Source organism: Fluviicola chungangensis (assembly GCF_007558725.1).
Taxonomy (GTDB): domain Bacteria; phylum Bacteroidota; class Bacteroidia; order Flavobacteriales_D; family Crocinitomicaceae; genus Fluviicola; species Fluviicola chungangensis.
In genome coordinates this window covers 46,405-65,051 of record NZ_VLPL01000005.1, presented here as the reverse complement: position 1 = coordinate 65,051, position 18,647 = coordinate 46,405, and the positions used below count along the sequence as shown (strand labels likewise).

The following is an 18,647-nucleotide window of genomic DNA, read 5'->3' as shown; positions in this document are numbered from 1 at the left end:
TTTTTGTATCTCTACCATACCATGAAAAAACTCCTGTTTGTACTTTGTATCGGATTGGCTTTTGCTTCTTGCAAGAAGCGGGATAAAGCAGTTTGGGATACGGATTGGCAAGTTCCACTTGTTCACGATAGCCTCACACTGTCTAATTTGGTTGCTGACTCCCTGTTGACGGTAGTTGCCGGTAATTATGTATTGGATATCCATTCTTCTTTGTTTGAATTTAAATTAAGTGACTTTGTGGAATTACCCGATACGACGGTGGAGAGTACGTTTCCGATGGCTCTGAATTTCGCAGCAGCACCCGGGACCTCTTTTACAAGCGGTGACATAGAGGAACATGCTTTGAATATCGGTGAGGTACAATTGAAAAAAATCCGGGTGAAGGCCGGTGGGATCGAACTCAAAGTATTCAATCCGATCGGGACAAAAACCATCTTTAATGTAGTATTGCCGGGTGTTACAAAAAATGGAATAACACTCTCACAAAATTTTATCGCTCCGGCCGGAACACAAAGCAGTCCGGGCGTTGTTACGGGGTTTGTGGATCTGAACGGCTATGAATTGGACCTTACAGGAGAATTCGGAACCTCTTACAATCGGATTCAGTCTAAACTGACGGTTACTTCCGATCCGACTGGCCCAACGGTGAATGTGACGACGTCGGATGTCATCAAATTCAGGTTTTCGATGAAAGATGTGCAGCTGGATTATGCACGTGGTTATTTTGGAAATCAATTGGTTTCTGATACGGTGTATGCCAATATCGATGCAATGAACAATGTGACGGACGGATTGCTTGACGTGGATGCAATGACCTTTGATCTTGCCATTGAAAACGGATTAAAAGTAAATGGAAAGTTTAAGATCAATTCGCTTAAAAATATCAATGCAAACGGGAATGCTGTTTCTTTGAACCATCCGAATATCGGGACCTGGAATACCATTAATGCAGCTACCGGATCGAATGAAAACAGTATAGTACCAAGCAATACGACCTTGAGTTTTACGCCCGGAAACAGCAATTTTGAACAATATATTGAAAATCACGGATCGAAAAACGAATTGAGTTTCCAGCTTCAAATGAATCCATGGGGGAATGTCTCGGGAGGTTGGGACGAAATTTACGATACGCATCCTCTGAGAGTCAAATTGAATGGAATGTTCCCTTTGAATATTGGATTAACGGATTTGATTTTCCAGGATACGTTTGCACTGAGCTTGGTCAACAACTCCAACAAAACGAACGTGAAATCCGGTCAGATTTGGATCAATGCCATGAACGCCTTTCCTTTTGACGGAAACCTGGAATTATACCTGCTGGATGCAAATTATCAGACAGTAGCAGTGGTTTCCGGAACGAGTACTATTGAATCGAGTGTTTTCGGATCGCTCGTTAATGGAATCATGCAAAAGAAAAGTGTGGTCTATTTTCCTGTTTCCGAAACGGTTTGTGATGATATCGGCCAAGTCAAATACTGTATGATCAAGTTAAAACTAAATACTTACGACGCAAACGGGAATAATATCCAGGTACCGATTCCTGCAAACGCCTTTTTTAAGTTTAAGCTCGGTGCGAATTTAACTATTGAAAATCACCTGTAATGAAGAAATTCCTTTACACGCTAATAGCTTTCTTTACAACAGGTAATCTACTGGTTGCTCAATCAACGTTTCCTGTTTTCAAAGACAGTCTTTTACAAAGTAACCGGTTGTTGGTAAGCGGGAATTTGGATATTACCGGAACTTCCATGAAAAAAGAGTTTGTGAATACATTGGCTTTTGGGGGGTATATCGATTCCGATATGAAAGACCGTACTCTTAGGTCTACTCACGCAAATAACCGAATCGGAGCTTTTGGTTCCGGTGAAATAACCTATGTTTCCGGTGCCTCCAATCTATTTAAATCAGGTAAATATTCCTGGTTGGTAAAAGGAGGTTATTACCTTGTGGGAAATGTAAATTATACGAAAGATGCCTTTAAAATGACATTTTACGGGAATAGTTACCTGGGAGTGGATACGGCCAATTTAACCGGAACACGTGTCTCGGGAATGCAATTTCAAAAGGCAGGTTTTGGGTTTTATCATAAAAAAACAGGAAGTTCCCTGACACTGAATGTGGTGAATGTTCAAAATCAGTTGGGTGGCTACATAAGGAAAGGACAATTTTCTCAGGATGCAAACCTGGATTCGGTGAGTCTTCGTTTGAACGGGGACATGACCTATTCAACGGGTAAAGCATGGAGCAAAGGACTTGGTTTTGCAATTGACTTTGATTTTTACCTGAAAGTTCCGTGGCTGAAAGATTCCGCGACTTTCCAGTTCACGGTTCAAAACCTCGGAGCGGCATATATGTTTGAACCGCAAAGTCAATATTCACCGGATTCAACTTACCGTTTCAGTGGGTTTACCCTCGATCAGATCAAGAATAGCGGGAACCTTTTTGGAGATAATTTCTCGCTGCTCGATTCATTGAATATAGAAAAGAAGGAAGTGAAACGCTGGGTAATGGTACCCGCTTACATTCAGATTATGAAATTGGTTGATTTGACCTCACCAAAAAAATTGCAGAGTTTCTTCGGAATCCGTTTTTATCCGACCATTGGAATTGTTCCAACGGGCTTCGCAGGGTTATTTTATCGGTTTGTACCGCGTGTTTCTGCATCTGCAAACGTTGCTTTCGGAGGCTCATCCATCGTGCGCGGCGGATTGATGTTGGGATATCATGGAAATAAAGTAGGAATTCAACTGGGTACGGATGACCTGTATGGTCTGGTATCTAAAAAAGGATATGGTCAGTCTGCATTAATTCGTTTGTCATGGGTATTTTAAGATTTTTCCTGGTTTTGGTTGTGCTTATTTGTTCGCTGGAGTCCAAAGCACAAATTGCTTTTTACCATGTTTTCGGCGGCAGCGGATACGATAAGGCAGAAGGTGTGGCACAGTTGCCCGACAGCAGTTACATCATTACGGGATCTTCTTCCAGTTTTGAAGATGCTCCTTCCCAGGCCTTTTTATTGAAATTGGATAAACAAGGTTTCCATGTTTGGTCGAAAGAATATGGTGGAGCGGAGTTTGAGGAAGGAAGAAGGGTTCTGTTCGTTCCGAATTTCGGATACTACATAGTAGGAACTTCTTCCAGTAATGGGACCGGAGGTTTTGACGGCTACGTCGTATTTACGGATTTGGCTGGAAATCAGCAATGGGAGAAGTGGTATGACAATGGCGGCTGGGAACGATTCCACGATGCGCTTTTGTTACCGGATACGAGTATTATCATGCTGGGTGAATCGGATGCGAATCCGGAACAAACTCCCGATCAGTACTTCATGCGGATTGACAAAGATGGAAATGAAATCTGGAATCACCAACAAGGTGGTGTCGGAGAGGATTATTTCAACAAAGGAGTTATGGTAACGGATAGCACATTTGCGGTTGTTGGGACCGGTTATCTAGCAGATTCATTGCTATCAAAAGCGTATATCGGGTATTATCATATCAATGGTTCTTTGATTTGGGATACCTTAACGGGAAGCGACGGGATGTATGTTTTAAACGATGTTCAACTGGTTTCCAACGAACTGAAATGTGTGGGTGAAAGTACGAAGACAGGACAGACAGATACGGATAATTACCATGTTTTCCTAACGCTCACCGGAGGATATCTCTCGAATGATGACACCTATATGCAGTATCCGAGCCGCTATGTAGGTTTTGTGAATTATACGGCTTCACCCGGAAATAAATATTTTGTAGTAACACAAGGAAATCATCCTCAATATTCGTATGCGGGAGGAGAGGATTTCGTTATTAACCGGTTTAGCCAGTTTTTTTACTGGGATGGTTACGGTGCAGGTTATAACGCCTTAGGACAGGATCAAATGAACCAGATTATCCAAACCAGTGACGGGTACGCTGTCCTGGTAGGTTATCATTCGGATCCGGGTTTCAGTACCGGGGGGACTTCCATGTTTATCGTGAAATTGGGGAATGATAATGCGTTTCCTTCCAATGCTGAACCAACTATTTACAGCATTTTAAAGGTGGAAGATCCGGACAACAATCCCGATATTTCTATTTATCCGAATCCGTTTACGGAATCCATTCAGATTCAAAGTACGGGTTCTTTGGAAACTGTGGAAGTTCTTGATTTAACCGGAAAAGAGGTATTTACTTCTGCTGTACCGGTATCTTCGATCGAAACTGCATCCTGGCAAAAGGGAACGTACATCTTGCGTTACCGGTCCAACGGTATTTGGCATTTAAAGAAGCTGGTGAAGTGGTAAGAATTCAATTTCAGAGCTTCAAACTGTCGTGGGTTTCTTAACCTGTACAGGTATACATTTACCAATTTCCAATCTTTCTTAAAAAGAAAAATTCCCGCTACTGATTTTTTATCTTTATATAAAACCGGTAAACAGGAATCATTAAAAAGGGAAGTCATGGATAAGTTTTTTAACGCGTGCGTAGAGGCATTGGGTAAGGAAAAGGAGGTATACGATGAAGAACGAACGATCAGAGCTTTTAACCGTTTCCTCGAAGCTTTCAGTTTTGCAGTTATTGAGATCAATTGGGAAAAATACCCGGATCACAAGGTAATCTCAGGCCCGAAGGATTTGAAGGGCCTAAAACTGAACGACTGCTTTATTTTTTGGAATGAAGGAAGATTGCCGGCGGTCAAAACTACCTTCAGTCAGGCGATCAAATGCCGGCAAAAAATTGCGGAGCTTTCGCCCTTTGCCTGGATTGTCGGTGCAAACTACGATTGGGTACTCGAATTTCATTCTCAGGGCAAGGTTCGTTTCACCTTTGCCGATTGATTCTGCGGTTCCTGAATAAATTCCGGTAACACCGTTGCTCATTCGGATTGGCCGGATTAAAAAAACTTCATTTAGGAAAATTAACTTTTTGTGTCAAAAACTATTCACTGCTTTTAATTATCTTTTCTCTTCTTAAGTAAACGAAACCACTCTCTTTTACTAGCCGGGTTTGTACCGATTACCATCACAATTTAAAGTAATTGCCATGGAAAAGAAGCAAACACGATTGAGCCGGAAAGAACGCAAGCAGGCGATGACCCCGGAAGAACGTAAAAAACGCAAAAGAAAACGCCGCATCATTTGGCTCTCCATCATTTCAGTACTGGTTATTTTCAGGCTTATTTTACCCTACATCGTATTGAAATATGTTAATGGGAAATTGGAAAATCTCGAAGAATACTACGGACATGTAGAGGATATCGATATCCATTTATACCGTGGGGCATATGAGATCAGGGATATCCGCATCCTGAAAAAAGTGGAGAAAACCGGGAAAATCGGGGAAAAAGATACCATTCCGTTTTTCAAATCACCTTCGATTGATTTGTCTATCGAATGGCGAGCGATTTTTCATGGAGCCATTGTCGGGGAGATCAGTGTGGAACAACCGGTTGTCAATTTTGTCAAAGACCGGCACAAAGGAGAAGATGTAAAAGCCGATACAGCAGATTTCGCACAATTGGTTGATGATTTGATGCCCGTAACGATCAACCGGTTCGACATTCACAACGGAGAAATCCATTTCCGGGACTTGGAAGCACGCCCTAAGCTGGATATCGCAATGAGGAATATCAATATTACAGCAACCAATCTCACCAACGTAACAGATAGCAAAGAACTGCTTCCGGCATCGCTTACGGCTTCAGCCGAAGCGTATGAAGGAAAGTTTGCACTGAATGCAAAATTCGATGGCCTGGCGAAAAAACCGACCTTCGATATGAATACTTCCATGAAAGGATTGAACCTGGTGTTGCTCAATGACATGCTTCGCGAGTACGGGAACTTTGATGTCAAAAAAGGAAATTTCAGCTTGTATGGCGAATTTGCAGCCAAAGAAGGACAGTTCGGCGGATATGTAAAACCATTTATGAAAGATTTGGATATTGTACAGTGGAATAAGGAAGAAGGGGATTTCAAGCAAATTCTTTGGGAAACATTGGTGGCAAGTGCTGCGGAAGTCCTTCAAAACCAAAAAAAAGAACAGCTTGCTAGTAAGGTCCAGTTTGGAGGTAGTTTTGATAAGGTCCATCTGAATACCTGGCGTGCAATAAGCTATGTCCTGCGGAATGCTTTTTTGCATGCTTTGAAGCCATCAGTGGATAATTCCATCAATATTAACAGGTTGAATGAAGGCGGAAAGAAAACATTTCTGGAAAAGATTTTCGGTGGAAATCCGGAGAAAAAGGAAGCTCGTAAAGAAAAGAGGGAAGCCCGGAAGGAAAAAAGGGAACAACGTAAAAATGAACGAAAAAAGAACTTATGACGCTAAAAATTCGACTGTGGCCTGTAATCCTGATTGTGTGCCTGGGAATAGGGGGGTATCTCATTTATCTCTTGATTCAAAAACAAAAAATGCTCAATCTCCTGATTCCCGAAGTCACGGAAATAACACTGATAAAAGCAAATATCCACCAGGATACGGCTTTTGTTGAAGTCAACACCATCGTAGTGAATAAAGCACCTTACCCAATGAATATTGACAGCATTGTCTGCGATTTGTCGTTGGGGGGAACAAAGTTGATATCTACCAGCCAATATGTTGGATTGCGGCAGGAAAGCGGAGATACCGATTCCGTGAGATTCTCGGTAAATATCCCGATCAGTCACACGCGAAACAAGATTCTAAGCCTGCAGGACCAGGACTCAACCGGTATTACGATTGAAGCAACGATCGTCTATTCGGGTCTCAAAGTACCATTTATTAAAAGTAAAAAGATCGAGGTACCGGTTCCACCCAAATTTAAGGTCATTAAAACGGAGAAAAAGGTGAAACTGTTCAAAAAGGATATCCAGGCGCAGCTTTTTTTAGGGATCATTAACGAAGGAAAGAATCTGTCCCTGGACCTGCACGATCTGCAATACCGGATCACGATCGGAAATGACCTGGCCTCCAAAGGAAAGTTCCCGATGGATGTCTCCATTCGTCCTCAGTCCTCACAAGTTCTCAAACTTCCGTTAAACCTGAAAATGAAGCATCCGCTTGCGACGATTTTTAAGGTGATCGGTGACAAAGACCGGGTTCCTTTTCATTTGATGTTGAGCGGTTACTTGGATGCAGGAAAAATGAAACGGATCCCAACCGTGATCTTTGCTTCCGGGTACATGGAAATTGTAAACGAACAAAAAAAGAAAGCTGAAAAAAAGTGGGAGAAAGAAAAGAAAAAAGAAGAACGGAAAGAGAAGCGGGAAGAACGCAAGGAAAGATAGAAGAAATAAGTATATAAATTCGTTAGAGTCTTTGTCAGAGCCAATTAAAAGTGCTAAATTTGCTTCATCAAACTACTGAATAGCATTTTTAATTTCACCTGGGTCTCATTTGTATTGGTCAAATGACGGTTGTCATCAAATGCTGCTGTTTGGACTAATGCTGTTATATGAAATTTTGCCTGACGACCTTTACTTTTTTTCTTCTTGCGGGAATTGGACATGCTCAATTAAGCGGAACGTATACTATCGGGGGAAGTTCTCCAAGCTACAGTACAATTACTGCGGCAGTTAATGCACTGAATGCGCAGGGAGTAAGCGGACCGGTCACATTCAATATCCGTGATGGGATATATGCTGAACATGTTATAATTGATCAAATAGCAGGAGCTTCTCAAACAAACAGGATAATCTTTCAAAGTGAATCACTTGATTCTTCACTTGTACGCTGGGAGTTTAATAATACCATATTGGCAGATAACTACGTTTGCCGATTAAATGGAGCGGATTTCATCACCATTCGTCATTTGACTTTAGCTCGTGACCTTTCTTCCTCACAGGGATGCCGCACCGTGATCTTTGAAAACGGTGCGCACAATAACCGTGTGGAGCACTGCAGGCTAATCGGGCGAATTAGTTCTTCCGAAGAATACAATGTTATACATTCACCCAATACCATTGATACGGCGAATTATATTGGGTATAATAAGATCCAGGGCGGTTATACGAATATTGGATTGACAGGATTGAATTCCACTGCACTGGAAGGCGGAACAGTTATCGAATACAACCAGGGAAGCGGTTCGCTTTATTCTATGAAATTCAGGTATTCGTCTCAATTTAGGGTGCTCAATAATACGTTTGTGGGTTCCATGGATATTGAGTATTTCGATGGAAAAAGCCGGTTCGTCAATAATAACGTCTCGAACGGAGGCGTAGATATAATTAATCAGCTCACAAGTACGGATTCCCTCATTGTTTTCGGGAATATGCTTACCGGAACAGCAACAAGTAATGCCTTGTATGTATTTAATTGTCCGAATGTTTATGTATTTCACAATACGCTCGTCTCAGGTTTGAGTTCATCAGGTGTTGGGGGAGTATTCTATGCGAAAAATTGTAATTTGAGTTATGCCAATAACATTGCTCAGAGCACATCGACCGGATATGCCGCTTATTTTGAGAACGGTAATGTAACAGCAGATTACAATATTTATTATTCTACATCAACAACGCGCCTGATCTGGAGAACGATCTCTTACACCGATTTGGCTCACTGGCAGACAATGACTCCTTATGACGACCATTCGTTTCAGTCGATCACCAATTTTATAGGAGCGGGAACCGGCAACCTGCACATTTTTGCAGATATTGAAGCAAGTAATAATGCCCTGGATTTGAATATTGGGAAAGATTTGGATGGAAATAATCGTTTTGCAACTCCGGACATTGGTGCGGATGAATTCGATAACCCGGACAATGAAGCCGGTGTGGTCAAGTTAATGAACATTCCAACACAAATTTGCTCAGCAACTGTTCCTTTAGTAGCTGCAGTAAGAAACTACGGCGAAATTCCAATGACTTCAGTAGCGGTTAACTGGAGTGTCAATGGAGTAACACAGCCTGTTGTAAACTGGACAGGTTCTGTTCTTCCCGGAGACAGTGCGTTTGTGACACTCTCCAATTTCTTTTTTGCACCGAGCAGCACGTATAATTTTGTTGCTTCGACTACCATGCCGAACGGACAGGTTGATGCTGTCCCATCAAATGACAGTTATACCAATACTCCTGTTTACACCATGATGCAAGGTTCATATACTGTTGGTGGTGTTAACCCGGATTATCCGACAATCAATTCCTGTGTTTCGGCTCTGATCCAGCGTGGCGTTTGTGGTCCGGTAGTTTTTAATATCCGTGCGGGAATTTACAATGAGTTCCTTGATTTCGACGGGAATGCCATGAATGGATTGTCCTCAACCAATACGGTAACGTTTCAATCTGAAACACTGGATTCTACTTCCGTTGAAATGAATTATACGAATACATCAAACTCCCCTTTATGGATGATTGATACGTGGCGGGCAAAACACTTGGTTTTCCGTTACATGACATTTTCTCGTACATCATACTCGGGATGGACTAATCCTTACAATTCGATGTATTTTGACATGGCTGATCACATTACCATTGAAAATTGTGTTTTCCGTTCTCCAGTTAATTTACTTGGTAAAGGAGTCACCTTTGAGAGATCATCCAATATTAAAATTCATAACTGTGTGTTTAAATCAATGTATAGCTGCATCGATATTGAAGGCGACCCTTATAGTACAAACACGAATGAGAATGTTAGTGTTCAAAACAACCGTTTTTTCAATTTCAGAGAAAGGGCACTAAAGGTTTATTCTATCCAGGACTCTGTGGAGATCAAGAATAATTATTTCACCAATGATACCATTGTTTTGTCTGACGGACTTACAATAGGCACAAACGCTTTAGTAGCTACGCTGTGCGGTGGAGTAGTAGAAATTATGAATAACCGTATTGAAGGACGTTATGGAGAAGAAGCAATGCATGTAAGCTGTATGAACGGAACACCTGCATATCGGGTAAAAGTCTATAATAATTTTATTTCTGTAGGTTGTGGGTATGGAATTGGAACCGGAGGTGGTGGACAAGGAACAATAGCATTGGAGACTTATACTAACAATTATGTAGACTTTCAATACAACACCATTCACATATACTCCGTTCCTTGGGCGCTGGACGATAAATATTGCCGGGCGGCCGTTGAGATTCGACCATTCTCTCCTTCTCATAATATCCGATTTAAGAACAATATCATACAGGCGGATACGCTGGAGGCCTTTTTTTACTTCCCTTCTGACTGGAATACAACTGTTTTTTCAGAGTTTGATAACAATAATTATTACCGCACGGGACAATATAATATTCCGATGTCCACTGCTCCGGGATGGCCCGGGAACTGGAATACCAATTCGGTTTCGATTAACCCCTTATTCTATTCAAAACGGGATTTACATGTCCTAAATCCGCAGTTGGCAATGGGAATTGCAATTGCTTCGCCGTCAGTTCCTACAGATATTGATGGAGAGTTGCGCGCACACCCTACCGTAGGTGCTGATGAAGGAAATTTTGATCCGATTAACATCGGTAGCATTCAGACAAAAGTAGAAAGCGATTGTGATAGTGCCAGAGTGTTTGCGAGAGTATTCAACTATTGCCTGGATACGATCAATTCCTTCGAACTTAATTTTACAGTTGATGGAGTTCTTTCTGGACAAACTGCTGAGTGGAACGGTACCCTATATCCCGGAGATACTGTAGATTGGATCCAGATAGGGGCATTTGAGCAAACAAACGGGCAGACTTACCTGGTGAAAACACATACATTACTTCCAAACTTAGTGACAGACCAATTGTTCGCAAATGATTCTTCAGGTTTTATCTATACCAGCAATTTTCAGAATATGTCCATTGACCTCGGGGAGGATCTAGTTGCCTGTGCACACGATACGGTAACATTGACACCACAAAACGGACCTTTTTCGAATATAACTTGGAGCACTTTGGAAATCGGGCAAAGTATCGAGGTTACATCAGGTGGAACTTACTTCGTAACGGGAACATATAGTTCCGGCTGCGTTAGTTCGGATACCATTGAGGTGGAGTTTTCTACTCCTGTTCCGGTGTTTTTGACGCAGTCCGAATTTATACTTACGGCCTCAACTTCTTTAGAAACAACTGCTTGGTATTTCAATAATACGCTGATTCCCGGGGAAATGGATACGGTATTGAACTGGACAAATCTGGGTTCTTATTACGCTGTTTTGACAGATTCATCAGGTTGCAGTTCCTATTCGGATACTTTGGAGGTTGAAAACTTCCGTGATGCGGGGATCCTGGAAGTTCATTACAATCATATTTGTGATTCGACATTCATTATCGTAGATGTGAAGAATTTCGGTACGCAACCGATTCTTTCACTGGAATTTGAATTGATAGTTGATGGAACAATACTATCTGTTCCGAATTGGACAGGAATTATTGCAAGCGGTGATACTCTGGAAGATTTGGCAATTGCAGGAATTCCACATGTGTTCGGGCAACTGTACATAGTGAGTGCGAGAACCGAATTGCCAAATAGCGGATTGGATTCTTATCAGCCAAATGATGGGGTAAGTAGCAGCTATCAATTGCAGCAGTCGGTGTTTGATCTTGGACCAGACACCCATATTTGTAAAGGCGGTTCATTAGAGCTTTACTTAACGGACAGCACGAACTTTTCAGATTTCAGCTGGTCAACCGGTAGTACGAATGCTTCAATAACTATTGTCGCTGATGGAACTTACACATTGGAAGCACTTGATAATTTCGGATGTGAGCGGACAGATGAAATTGAAGTAGTTACTGCTGGAGATATTGATCCAACGATCAGTTTTTCAAATAATACACTTTATTCTTCCATGAACAGCGGAAATCAGTGGTATTTGGATGGAATATTGATCAGCAATGCTGTTGGAAATAGTTTTGTCCCGACTCAAAATGGTAATTATACAGTTGAATATACGGATCAGTATGGTTGTGTGGCAAGCAGTGCAGTCTATGAACTTACAAACCTTGGAATAGAAGAGAACGATCAATTATTTGAGATCTACCCGAATCCTGTTGCTGATGTATTGTATGTAGTAAGTAAAAGCAGTGAGCCGGCAGAGTTTGTAATTATAGATGTCAGTGGTAAAGAAATCCAAAAAGGGCAGATTACATCGCAAACGCAGGTTGTTTTGTTGAAAGAGCTGGAGGCAGGAACATATTACATTCGCTTGTCAAATTCCAATACGACTCATCGATTCATTAAATCGGGGCTTAAATACTAGTGAAATGATGCCACGAATTTGTGGCTTCATCACCACACAAACGCTTCTTCGTGGAACCAGTTGCCTTGTACCCGCAATGTCTGTTCGATCATATCGCGAACACATCCTTTTCCCCCGAAATAAGGTGATTGGTAGTGCGAAATGTGTTTGATCTCAATGGCGGCGTCCTGCGGACAGGCAGCCATTCCAACCACCTGCATGACCTGGTAATCAGGAAGATCATCTCCCATATATAAGACTTGCTGATCTTCAAGTCCGTGTTTTTCTTTCAGCTGTTCATAAACCTGGACTTTGTGAGAGGAACGCAAATGAACTTCCGTCACTCCCAAATGGATCAGGCTCATTTTTACATCTTCTGAATTTCCGCCGGTAATGATGAACACTTTGTATCCTTTCTTCACCGCGTATTGGATTGCATACCCGTCTTTTGAATTCAAACCGCGCAATAATTCCCCGTGGTAAGGATAGACTGTTCCATCTGTCAAAACACCGTCAATATCAAAAATAAATGTGGAAATACCGTTTAAGCGCTCTTTGTAGCTAATCATCTTATTTGTAGTGTTTGATAATGCTTTTCGTTAATGTCTGGTAAATGGTTTTTTGATCCGGTTTCAGTAATTCAAGGTGTTTCTGAATAGTACTCTGATCGTTGCGTACAGCCGGACCGGTTAAAATATCATGCGGATTATTCGATTGGATCTTTTCCATTGTTTGATTGATCAAAGGTTTCAGCCAGTCAAATTGAATGCCATGCTCTTCACAATAATGCGCTGCCAGGTCAATGATGTGATTGGTGAAATTATTTGCAAATACAGCGGCTACGTGCAGATACTGACGTTTGTCTTCCGATAGTTCAATGGCATTTTCGCTGAATTCGTGGCCAAGCTGCATTAAAAAAGCCTTAAATTTCGGGTCTGCAGCCTCAATAAAAAGCGGTAAACCTTTCCAGAGAATGCTTTGATCTGCTTTAAAACTTTGAAGCGGGTAGAAAGTCCCGATAGGATATTTGGTTTTTAAGTGGTTCAGGTTGACCGTTCCGGAAACCGAAACAACCGGGGCATATTTCGAAACGAGCCGGACCATTTCCACCATCGTGTTGTCATTTACCGCGCAAAAGACAATATCAAAATCGATAAATTCCTTAAAATCATTGGTGAATTGAACATCCTTTGCATTCATAGATGCAGGTAAATTGTTCCCCGAACGGGAATAAACCGTCAGATGAGTGTGTCCCAATTCGATCAGGCGCTGAAGGAAATGAATTCCCACATTTCCCATGCCTACAATTCCAATTTTTAATTTTTGGTTCATAATTCAAATATATGGTTTATTGATAAATTGTAGGGATGCGATGCATTTCTACCATTTTTATAAATCACATTTCTGCAAAAAAGGCGACTCTTTCGAACCGCCTTGTATTTTATTTTCCGTGACATTGTTTGTATTTCTTGCCGCTCCCGCAAGGACAAGGATCATTTCGTCCGATTTTTGGTTCCGTCGAAACGATCGGTTGTTGTTTCTCGCGTTGCGGTGCTGAATTGCGCATTGCCTCATCGTATCCTTCGCTTCCGCTGAAACGGGGCATTTCTGTGCTCGATGAAGTCGACTCGATGTGCGCCTTTTCGTAATTATTTTGAGCAACTTCCCTGTTTGTTGTCTGAATGTCATCCAGCTGATCTCTCGGAACATCTGCTTTCACAAGGAATTCAACGGTTTCATTGCTCAAACGTGCGTTCATTGCTTTGAACAATTCAAAGGATTCCAGTTTGTAAATCAGCAACGGATCTTTTTGTTCGTAAACCGCTTGCTGAACGGAAGAACGCAAATCATCCATTTCACGTAAGTGTTCTTTCCACTCGTTGTCGATCATTCCCAATACAATGTTGCGCTCCAGTGCATTTGGAACGGATGCTCCGTTGGATTCGTATGCTTCTTTCAGGCTCACGACCAATGGCATGGTTTTCACACCGTCCGTGATGATGAACTGGATGTTTTGATATTGGGACATTGTTTCGAACACATGCTTGATCTGCGGCATGGAAATTTCAGCCAATCGTGCATTTTTGCGGTTGTAATGCTCCATTACGCCATCATACAGGTCGTTTACCAAGTCATCGTATTTTGCCGATTTGAATTGCGCTTCTGAAACCGGGGAATCGATTCCGATAATGCGGATCATATCGACATTGAATGCCTCGAAAGAACCTCCCTGGTGAGCACTTACCAATCCTTCGATCACGTCGTAGAACATATTGGACACATCCACGCTCAAACGATCTCCGAATAAGGCATTGCGGCGTTTTTTATAAATAGCCTTACGTTGTGCGTTCATCACGTCATCGTATTCCAATAGACGTTTACGAACACCAAAGTTGTTTTCTTCTACTTTTTTCTGAGCGCGTTCGATGGATCTCGAAACCATGCTGTGCTGAATGACTTCCCCTTCTTTCAAACCGAGACGGTCCATGATTTTTGCAATACGCTCAGAACCGAACTTACGCATCAAATCATCTTCCAATGAAACAAAGAACGTAGAGGATCCGGGATCTCCCTGACGTCCGGCACGACCGCGTAACTGTCTGTCCACACGACGGGAATCGTGTCTTTCAGTACCGATGATCGCCAGACCTCCGGCTTCTTTTACTCCTTCTCCCAATTTGATATCGGTACCACGACCCGCCATGTTTGTTGCAATCGTCACGGCTCCTGCTTCACCTGCATGTGCTACGATCTCCGCCTCTTTTTGGTGGTATTTCGCGTTCAATACCTGGTGAGAAATATTGCGCATCTTCAGCATCCGGCTTAATAATTCGGAAATCTCAACTGTGGTCGTACCAACCAATACAGGTCTTCCGGCCTGAACCAGTTTGTTGACTTCTTCAATCACCGCGGCATATTTCTCACGGGCAGTTTTGAAAACCAAATCGTTGTCGTCCTTGCGCGAAATCGGGCGGTTTGTAGGAATCACCACCACATCCAGTTTGTAAATGTCCCAGAATTCTTTTGCTTCTGTTTCAGCAGTACCCGTCATACCTGCCAATTTGTGGTACATACGGAAGTAGTTCTGAAGGGTAACGGTTGCATACGTTTGTGTTGCAGCTTCAACCGTTACATTTTCCTTTGCTTCGATCGCCTGGTGCAATCCGTCCGAATATCGGCGACCTTCCATGATCCGACCGGTTGATTCATCCACGATCTTGATCTTTCCGTCCATGATCACATATTCCACTTCTTTTTCGAAAAGGGTATATGCTTTCAACAATTGGGAAACTGAATGGATCCGCTCTGATTTCACGGTGTAATCACGGATCAGAACTTCTTTTTTATCTGCAAATTCTTCTTTCGGAAGATTTAATTTTTGTAATTGGGCAATTTCAGAAGAAATGTCCGGCATCACGAAGAAATTACGGTCCTCATTTCCGGAGATCAGGTCAATTCCTTTTTCAGTTAATTCAACCGTATTTTGTTTTTCATCGATCACAAAGAATAACTCGACGTCAATTTTCTTCATCTGTTTTCCTTGTTCCGCCATGTATTGGTTCTCAACTTTTTGCAAGTGAGACTTGATACCCGGTTCGGACAGGAACTTATGCAATGCTTTATTTTTAGGTAAACCTCTGTGTGCACGAAGCAATGCAATTCCTCCTTGCTCCAATGCCGTTTTTTGGTCCATTCCTTCCACTGTTCCGCCATTGATGACAGTCAGCAGGCGCTTTGCATCAGCCAATGCCTGGTTTACATATTTGCGCTGAGCTTCAACGATCAATTCCACGCGTGGTTTTAATTCGTAAAATTCATGTTGATCGCCTTTTGGTGTAGGACCGGAAATAATCAACGGAGTACGTGCATCATCAATCAATACCGAATCGACCTCATCAACAATTGCAAAGTGATGCTTGCGTTGTACCAGGTCCTCCACAGCGCTCGCCATGTTGTCGCGCAGATAGTCGAAACCGAATTCGTTATTCGTTCCGAAGGTAATGTCAGCCATATAAGCTTCTCTGCGGGCTTCCGAGTTCGGTTGGTGTTTGTCGATGCAATCTACCGTCAAACCGTGGAATTGGTACAAAGGTCCCATCCATTCGGAGTCACGTTTTGCCAGGTAGTCATTCACAGTTACCACGTGAACTCCTTTTCCTGATAAGGCATTTAAGTATACGGGAAGTGTTGCAACAAGGGTTTTACCTTCACCAGTTTGCATTTCGGCAATATTTCCTCTGTGCAGCACGGCTCCACCCATCAGCTGAACGTCGTAGTGAACCATGACCCATTCCACGGAAGCTCCTGCAGCAGTCCATTTGTTGCTCCAGATTGCTTTGTCTCCTTCGATGGTGATTCCGTCTTTTCGGGTGGCAAGTGTTTTGTCAAGCTCTGTAGCTGTAACTGTCAGCTGACCGTTTTCTGCCCAGCGTCTTGCCGTTTCTTTGACTACCGCAAAGGCTTCGGGAAGAATTTCTTCCAGCACCTTTTCAATAATGACATTCACCTCTTTTTCCTTGGCATCGATGCTTTCATAGATCGCTTCTTTTTGGTGCAAAGGCATATGGATATCATTCGCTTTATGAGTTAAGTCGGCAATTTCTGCTTCCAACTCTTTAATAGCGTCCTGAACTTTTTGTTTGAACTTAGCTGTTCTACCACGTAAAGCGTCGTCAGACTCATTTTGTAATGTGTTAAATATCGCTCCAACTTGTTGAATAACAGGCTGGTATTTTTTTTGGTCAGTAGCTGACTTGTCGCCTAAGATTTTCTTTAAAATTCCTCCTAACATGGTGTTTATTATAAATCGAAGCCAAAAATAATGAAATTCCCGATGCTTCTTAGATTAATGCCTGCTCTCCGTCATAAATTATTCCAAAAGTTGTTAAACTGACAGATTGTCCTGATTGGGTTTCAGTTGTCAGTTGATTTTTGGAAACAAATTCCAAATGTCGGTATCCATGTCACGAATATGCCTTATCTTTGCGGGCATGCAAGAAATGATCCTTATCCTTGATTTTGGCTCCCAATACACGCAGTTGATTGCGCGCCGAGTACGTGAATTGAATGTTTATTGTGAAATCCATCCATGGAATAAAATCCCTGAATTGGATGCGCATGTGAAAGGTGTGATTTTGTCAGGAAGTCCTTTTTCGACAAGAGACCCTGAATCTCCAAAACCGGATTTAAGTGTGATTAAAGGGAAATTTCCCTTGTTGGGAGTCTGTTTCGGAGCACAATATATGGCCCATCATTTCGGAGGAGAAGTGCTTCCTTCAACCATCCGTGAATATGGGCGTGCGAATTTATCTTTCGTAGACAATTCAAACGAATTGATGACTGGAATGTCGACCGGTTCGCAAGTTTGGATGAGTCACGGTGACACGATTAAAAACGTTCCGGATTCCTATCAAATCATTGCTTCAACAAAAGATGTTCATGTAGCAGGATATGCCATTAAAGGCGAAACAACTTATGGGATCCAGTTCCATCCGGAAGTATATCATTCCCTGGAAGGGGCAATCCTGTTGAAAAATTTCATCGTGGATATTTGTGGCTGTTCTCAAAACTGGACACCGGATTCTTTTGTGGAAAGTACGGTGGAGGAGTTAAGGTCAAAATTGGGGAACGATAAGGTCATTCTTGGGCTCTCGGGAGGAGTTGATTCTTCTGTAGCAGCCATGTTACTGCATAAGGCAATCGGTGAAAACCTGCATTGCATTTTTGTAGATAATGGATTATTGCGTAAAAATGAGTTCACTTCCGTTTTGGAAAGTTATAAAGGATTGGGTTTAAACGTCAAAGGAGTGGATGCATCTGCTGATTTTTATTCCGCATTGGCAGGGTTAACAGATCCGGAGTTAAAGCGTAAAGCGATTGGAAAGGTATTCGTTGACGTATTTGACGCCGAATCGAAATTGGTGACAGATGCCAAATGGCTTGGACAAGGAACCATTTATCCGGATGTGATCGAATCGGTTTCGGTGAATGGCGGTCCGTCGCAAACAATCAAATCGCACCACAACGTGGGTGGTTTACCTGATTATATGAAATTGCAGGTTGTTGAACCTTTGAGATTGTTATTCAAAGATGAAGTAAGACGGGTCGGAAAATCGCTGGATTTACCTGCAACTATTTTAAATAGACATCCTTTCCCCGGGCCGGGTCTTGGAATTCGCATTTTGGGTGAGGTCACCGCAGAGAAAGTACGGATCTTGCAGGAAGTGGATGCCATCTTCATCGACGGATTGAAAGAGCATGGGCTATACAATGACGTATGGCAGGCGGGAGCTATTTTCTTACCGATCCAATCGGTTGGGGTGATGGGAGACGAAAGAACATACGAAAATGCAGTGGCGCTCCGGGCGGTAAGTTCAACAGACGGAATGACTGCAGACTGGTGCCATTTACCTTATGAATTCCTTGCGTTGATCTCCAATAAAATCATTAACCAGGTGAAAGGAATTAACCGGGTAACGTACGATATCAGTTCCAAACCGCCGGCAACCATTGAATGGGAATGATACTGG

General features: G+C 42.3%; 11 protein-coding genes. 8 read left to right on the top strand and 3 right to left on the bottom strand.

Annotation, left to right across the window (positions count from 1 at the left end; translation table 11 throughout):
• Positions 1 to 21 precede the first annotated feature (21 nt).
• The 7 genes from FO442_RS11080 to FO442_RS11050 all read left to right on the top strand — a co-directional run bounded on the left by FO442_RS11080 (position 22) and on the right by FO442_RS11050 (position 12,138).
• Positions 22 to 1,602, top strand: coding sequence for a hypothetical protein (locus FO442_RS11080; protein WP_144333258.1), 1,581 nt, complete (start codon positions 22 to 24; stop codon positions 1,600 to 1,602).
• Positions 1,602 to 2,831 (top strand): hypothetical protein, encoded by a 1,230-nt coding sequence (locus FO442_RS11075; protein ID WP_144333257.1) that lies wholly within the window; start codon positions 1,602 to 1,604, stop codon positions 2,829 to 2,831. The genes FO442_RS11080 and FO442_RS11075 overlap by 1 nt, the downstream gene beginning before the upstream one ends.
• On the top strand, positions 2,819 to 4,285 hold the full coding sequence (locus tag FO442_RS11070; RefSeq protein ID WP_144333256.1) for a T9SS type A sorting domain-containing protein: 1,467 nt from the start codon (positions 2,819 to 2,821) through the stop codon (positions 4,283 to 4,285). The genes FO442_RS11075 and FO442_RS11070 overlap by 13 nt, the downstream gene beginning before the upstream one ends.
• Positions 4,286 to 4,441: 156 nt before the next feature.
• Positions 4,442 to 4,819, top strand: coding sequence for a CDI toxin immunity protein (locus FO442_RS11065; RefSeq protein WP_144333255.1), 378 nt, complete (start codon positions 4,442 to 4,444; stop codon positions 4,817 to 4,819).
• A gap of 205 nt (positions 4,820 to 5,024) precedes the next feature.
• On the top strand, positions 5,025 to 6,302 hold the full coding sequence (locus tag FO442_RS11060) for an AsmA family protein (protein ID WP_144333254.1): 1,278 nt from the start codon (positions 5,025 to 5,027) through the stop codon (positions 6,300 to 6,302).
• The gene (locus FO442_RS11055; RefSeq protein ID WP_144333253.1) at positions 6,299 to 7,246 is read left to right on the top strand and encodes a hypothetical protein; all 948 of its coding nucleotides are present in this window, start codon (positions 6,299 to 6,301) and stop codon (positions 7,244 to 7,246) included. The genes FO442_RS11060 and FO442_RS11055 overlap by 4 nt, the downstream gene beginning before the upstream one ends.
• A gap of 167 nt (positions 7,247 to 7,413) precedes the next feature.
• Complete coding sequence (locus FO442_RS11050; RefSeq protein ID WP_144333252.1) at positions 7,414 to 12,138, top strand: T9SS type A sorting domain-containing protein; 4,725 nt, start codon at positions 7,414 to 7,416, stop codon at positions 12,136 to 12,138.
• Between the two features lie 29 nt (positions 12,139 to 12,167).
• On the opposite strand, the gene FO442_RS11045 is transcribed toward FO442_RS11050, so the two are convergent.
• From FO442_RS11045 to secA, 3 genes are all read right to left on the bottom strand, one after another.
• Complete coding sequence (locus FO442_RS11045) at positions 12,168 to 12,686, bottom strand: KdsC family phosphatase (protein WP_144333251.1); 519 nt, start codon at positions 12,684 to 12,686, stop codon at positions 12,168 to 12,170.
• 1 nt (position 12,687) lies between these two features.
• Positions 12,688 to 13,449: a Rossmann-like and DUF2520 domain-containing protein gene (locus FO442_RS11040; RefSeq protein WP_144333250.1), complete on the bottom strand. Its 762-nt coding sequence runs from the start codon at positions 13,447 to 13,449 to the stop codon at positions 12,688 to 12,690.
• Between the two features lie 109 nt (positions 13,450 to 13,558).
• The gene (gene secA / locus FO442_RS11035; RefSeq protein ID WP_144333249.1) at positions 13,559 to 16,909 is read right to left on the bottom strand and encodes a preprotein translocase subunit SecA; all 3,351 of its coding nucleotides are present in this window, start codon (positions 16,907 to 16,909) and stop codon (positions 13,559 to 13,561) included.
• Positions 16,910 to 17,108: 199 nt separating this feature from the next.
• Between secA and guaA the strand changes: the two genes are divergently transcribed.
• Positions 17,109 to 18,641, top strand: coding sequence for a glutamine-hydrolyzing GMP synthase (guaA, locus tag FO442_RS11030; RefSeq protein WP_144333483.1), 1,533 nt, complete (start codon positions 17,109 to 17,111; stop codon positions 18,639 to 18,641).
• Positions 18,642 to 18,647: the final 6 nt, after the last annotated feature.

Bases quoted from the DNA above. Each gene is read 5' to 3' on its own strand.
- guaA (WP_144333483.1), top strand. From the start codon at position 17,109: ATGCAAGAAATGATCCTTATCCTTGATTTTGGCTCCCAATACACGCAG.
- FO442_RS11065 (WP_144333255.1), top strand. From the start codon at position 4,442: ATGGATAAGTTTTTTAACGCGTGCGTAGAGGCATTGGGTAAGGAAAAG.
- FO442_RS11060 (WP_144333254.1), top strand. From the start codon at position 5,025: ATGGAAAAGAAGCAAACACGATTGAGCCGGAAAGAACGCAAGCAGGCG.
- secA (WP_144333249.1), bottom strand. From the start codon at position 16,909: ATGTTAGGAGGAATTTTAAAGAAAATCTTAGGCGACAAGTCAGCTACT.
- FO442_RS11040 (WP_144333250.1), bottom strand. From the start codon at position 13,449: ATGAACCAAAAATTAAAAATTGGAATTGTAGGCATGGGAAATGTGGGA.
- FO442_RS11070 (WP_144333256.1), top strand. From the start codon at position 2,819: ATGGGTATTTTAAGATTTTTCCTGGTTTTGGTTGTGCTTATTTGTTCG.
- FO442_RS11045 (WP_144333251.1), bottom strand. From the start codon at position 12,686: ATGATTAGCTACAAAGAGCGCTTAAACGGTATTTCCACATTTATTTTT.
- FO442_RS11080 (WP_144333258.1), top strand. From the start codon at position 22: ATGAAAAAACTCCTGTTTGTACTTTGTATCGGATTGGCTTTTGCTTCT.
- FO442_RS11050 (WP_144333252.1), top strand. From the start codon at position 7,414: ATGAAATTTTGCCTGACGACCTTTACTTTTTTTCTTCTTGCGGGAATT.
- FO442_RS11075 (WP_144333257.1), top strand. From the start codon at position 1,602: ATGAAGAAATTCCTTTACACGCTAATAGCTTTCTTTACAACAGGTAAT.
- FO442_RS11055 (WP_144333253.1), top strand. From the start codon at position 6,299: ATGACGCTAAAAATTCGACTGTGGCCTGTAATCCTGATTGTGTGCCTG.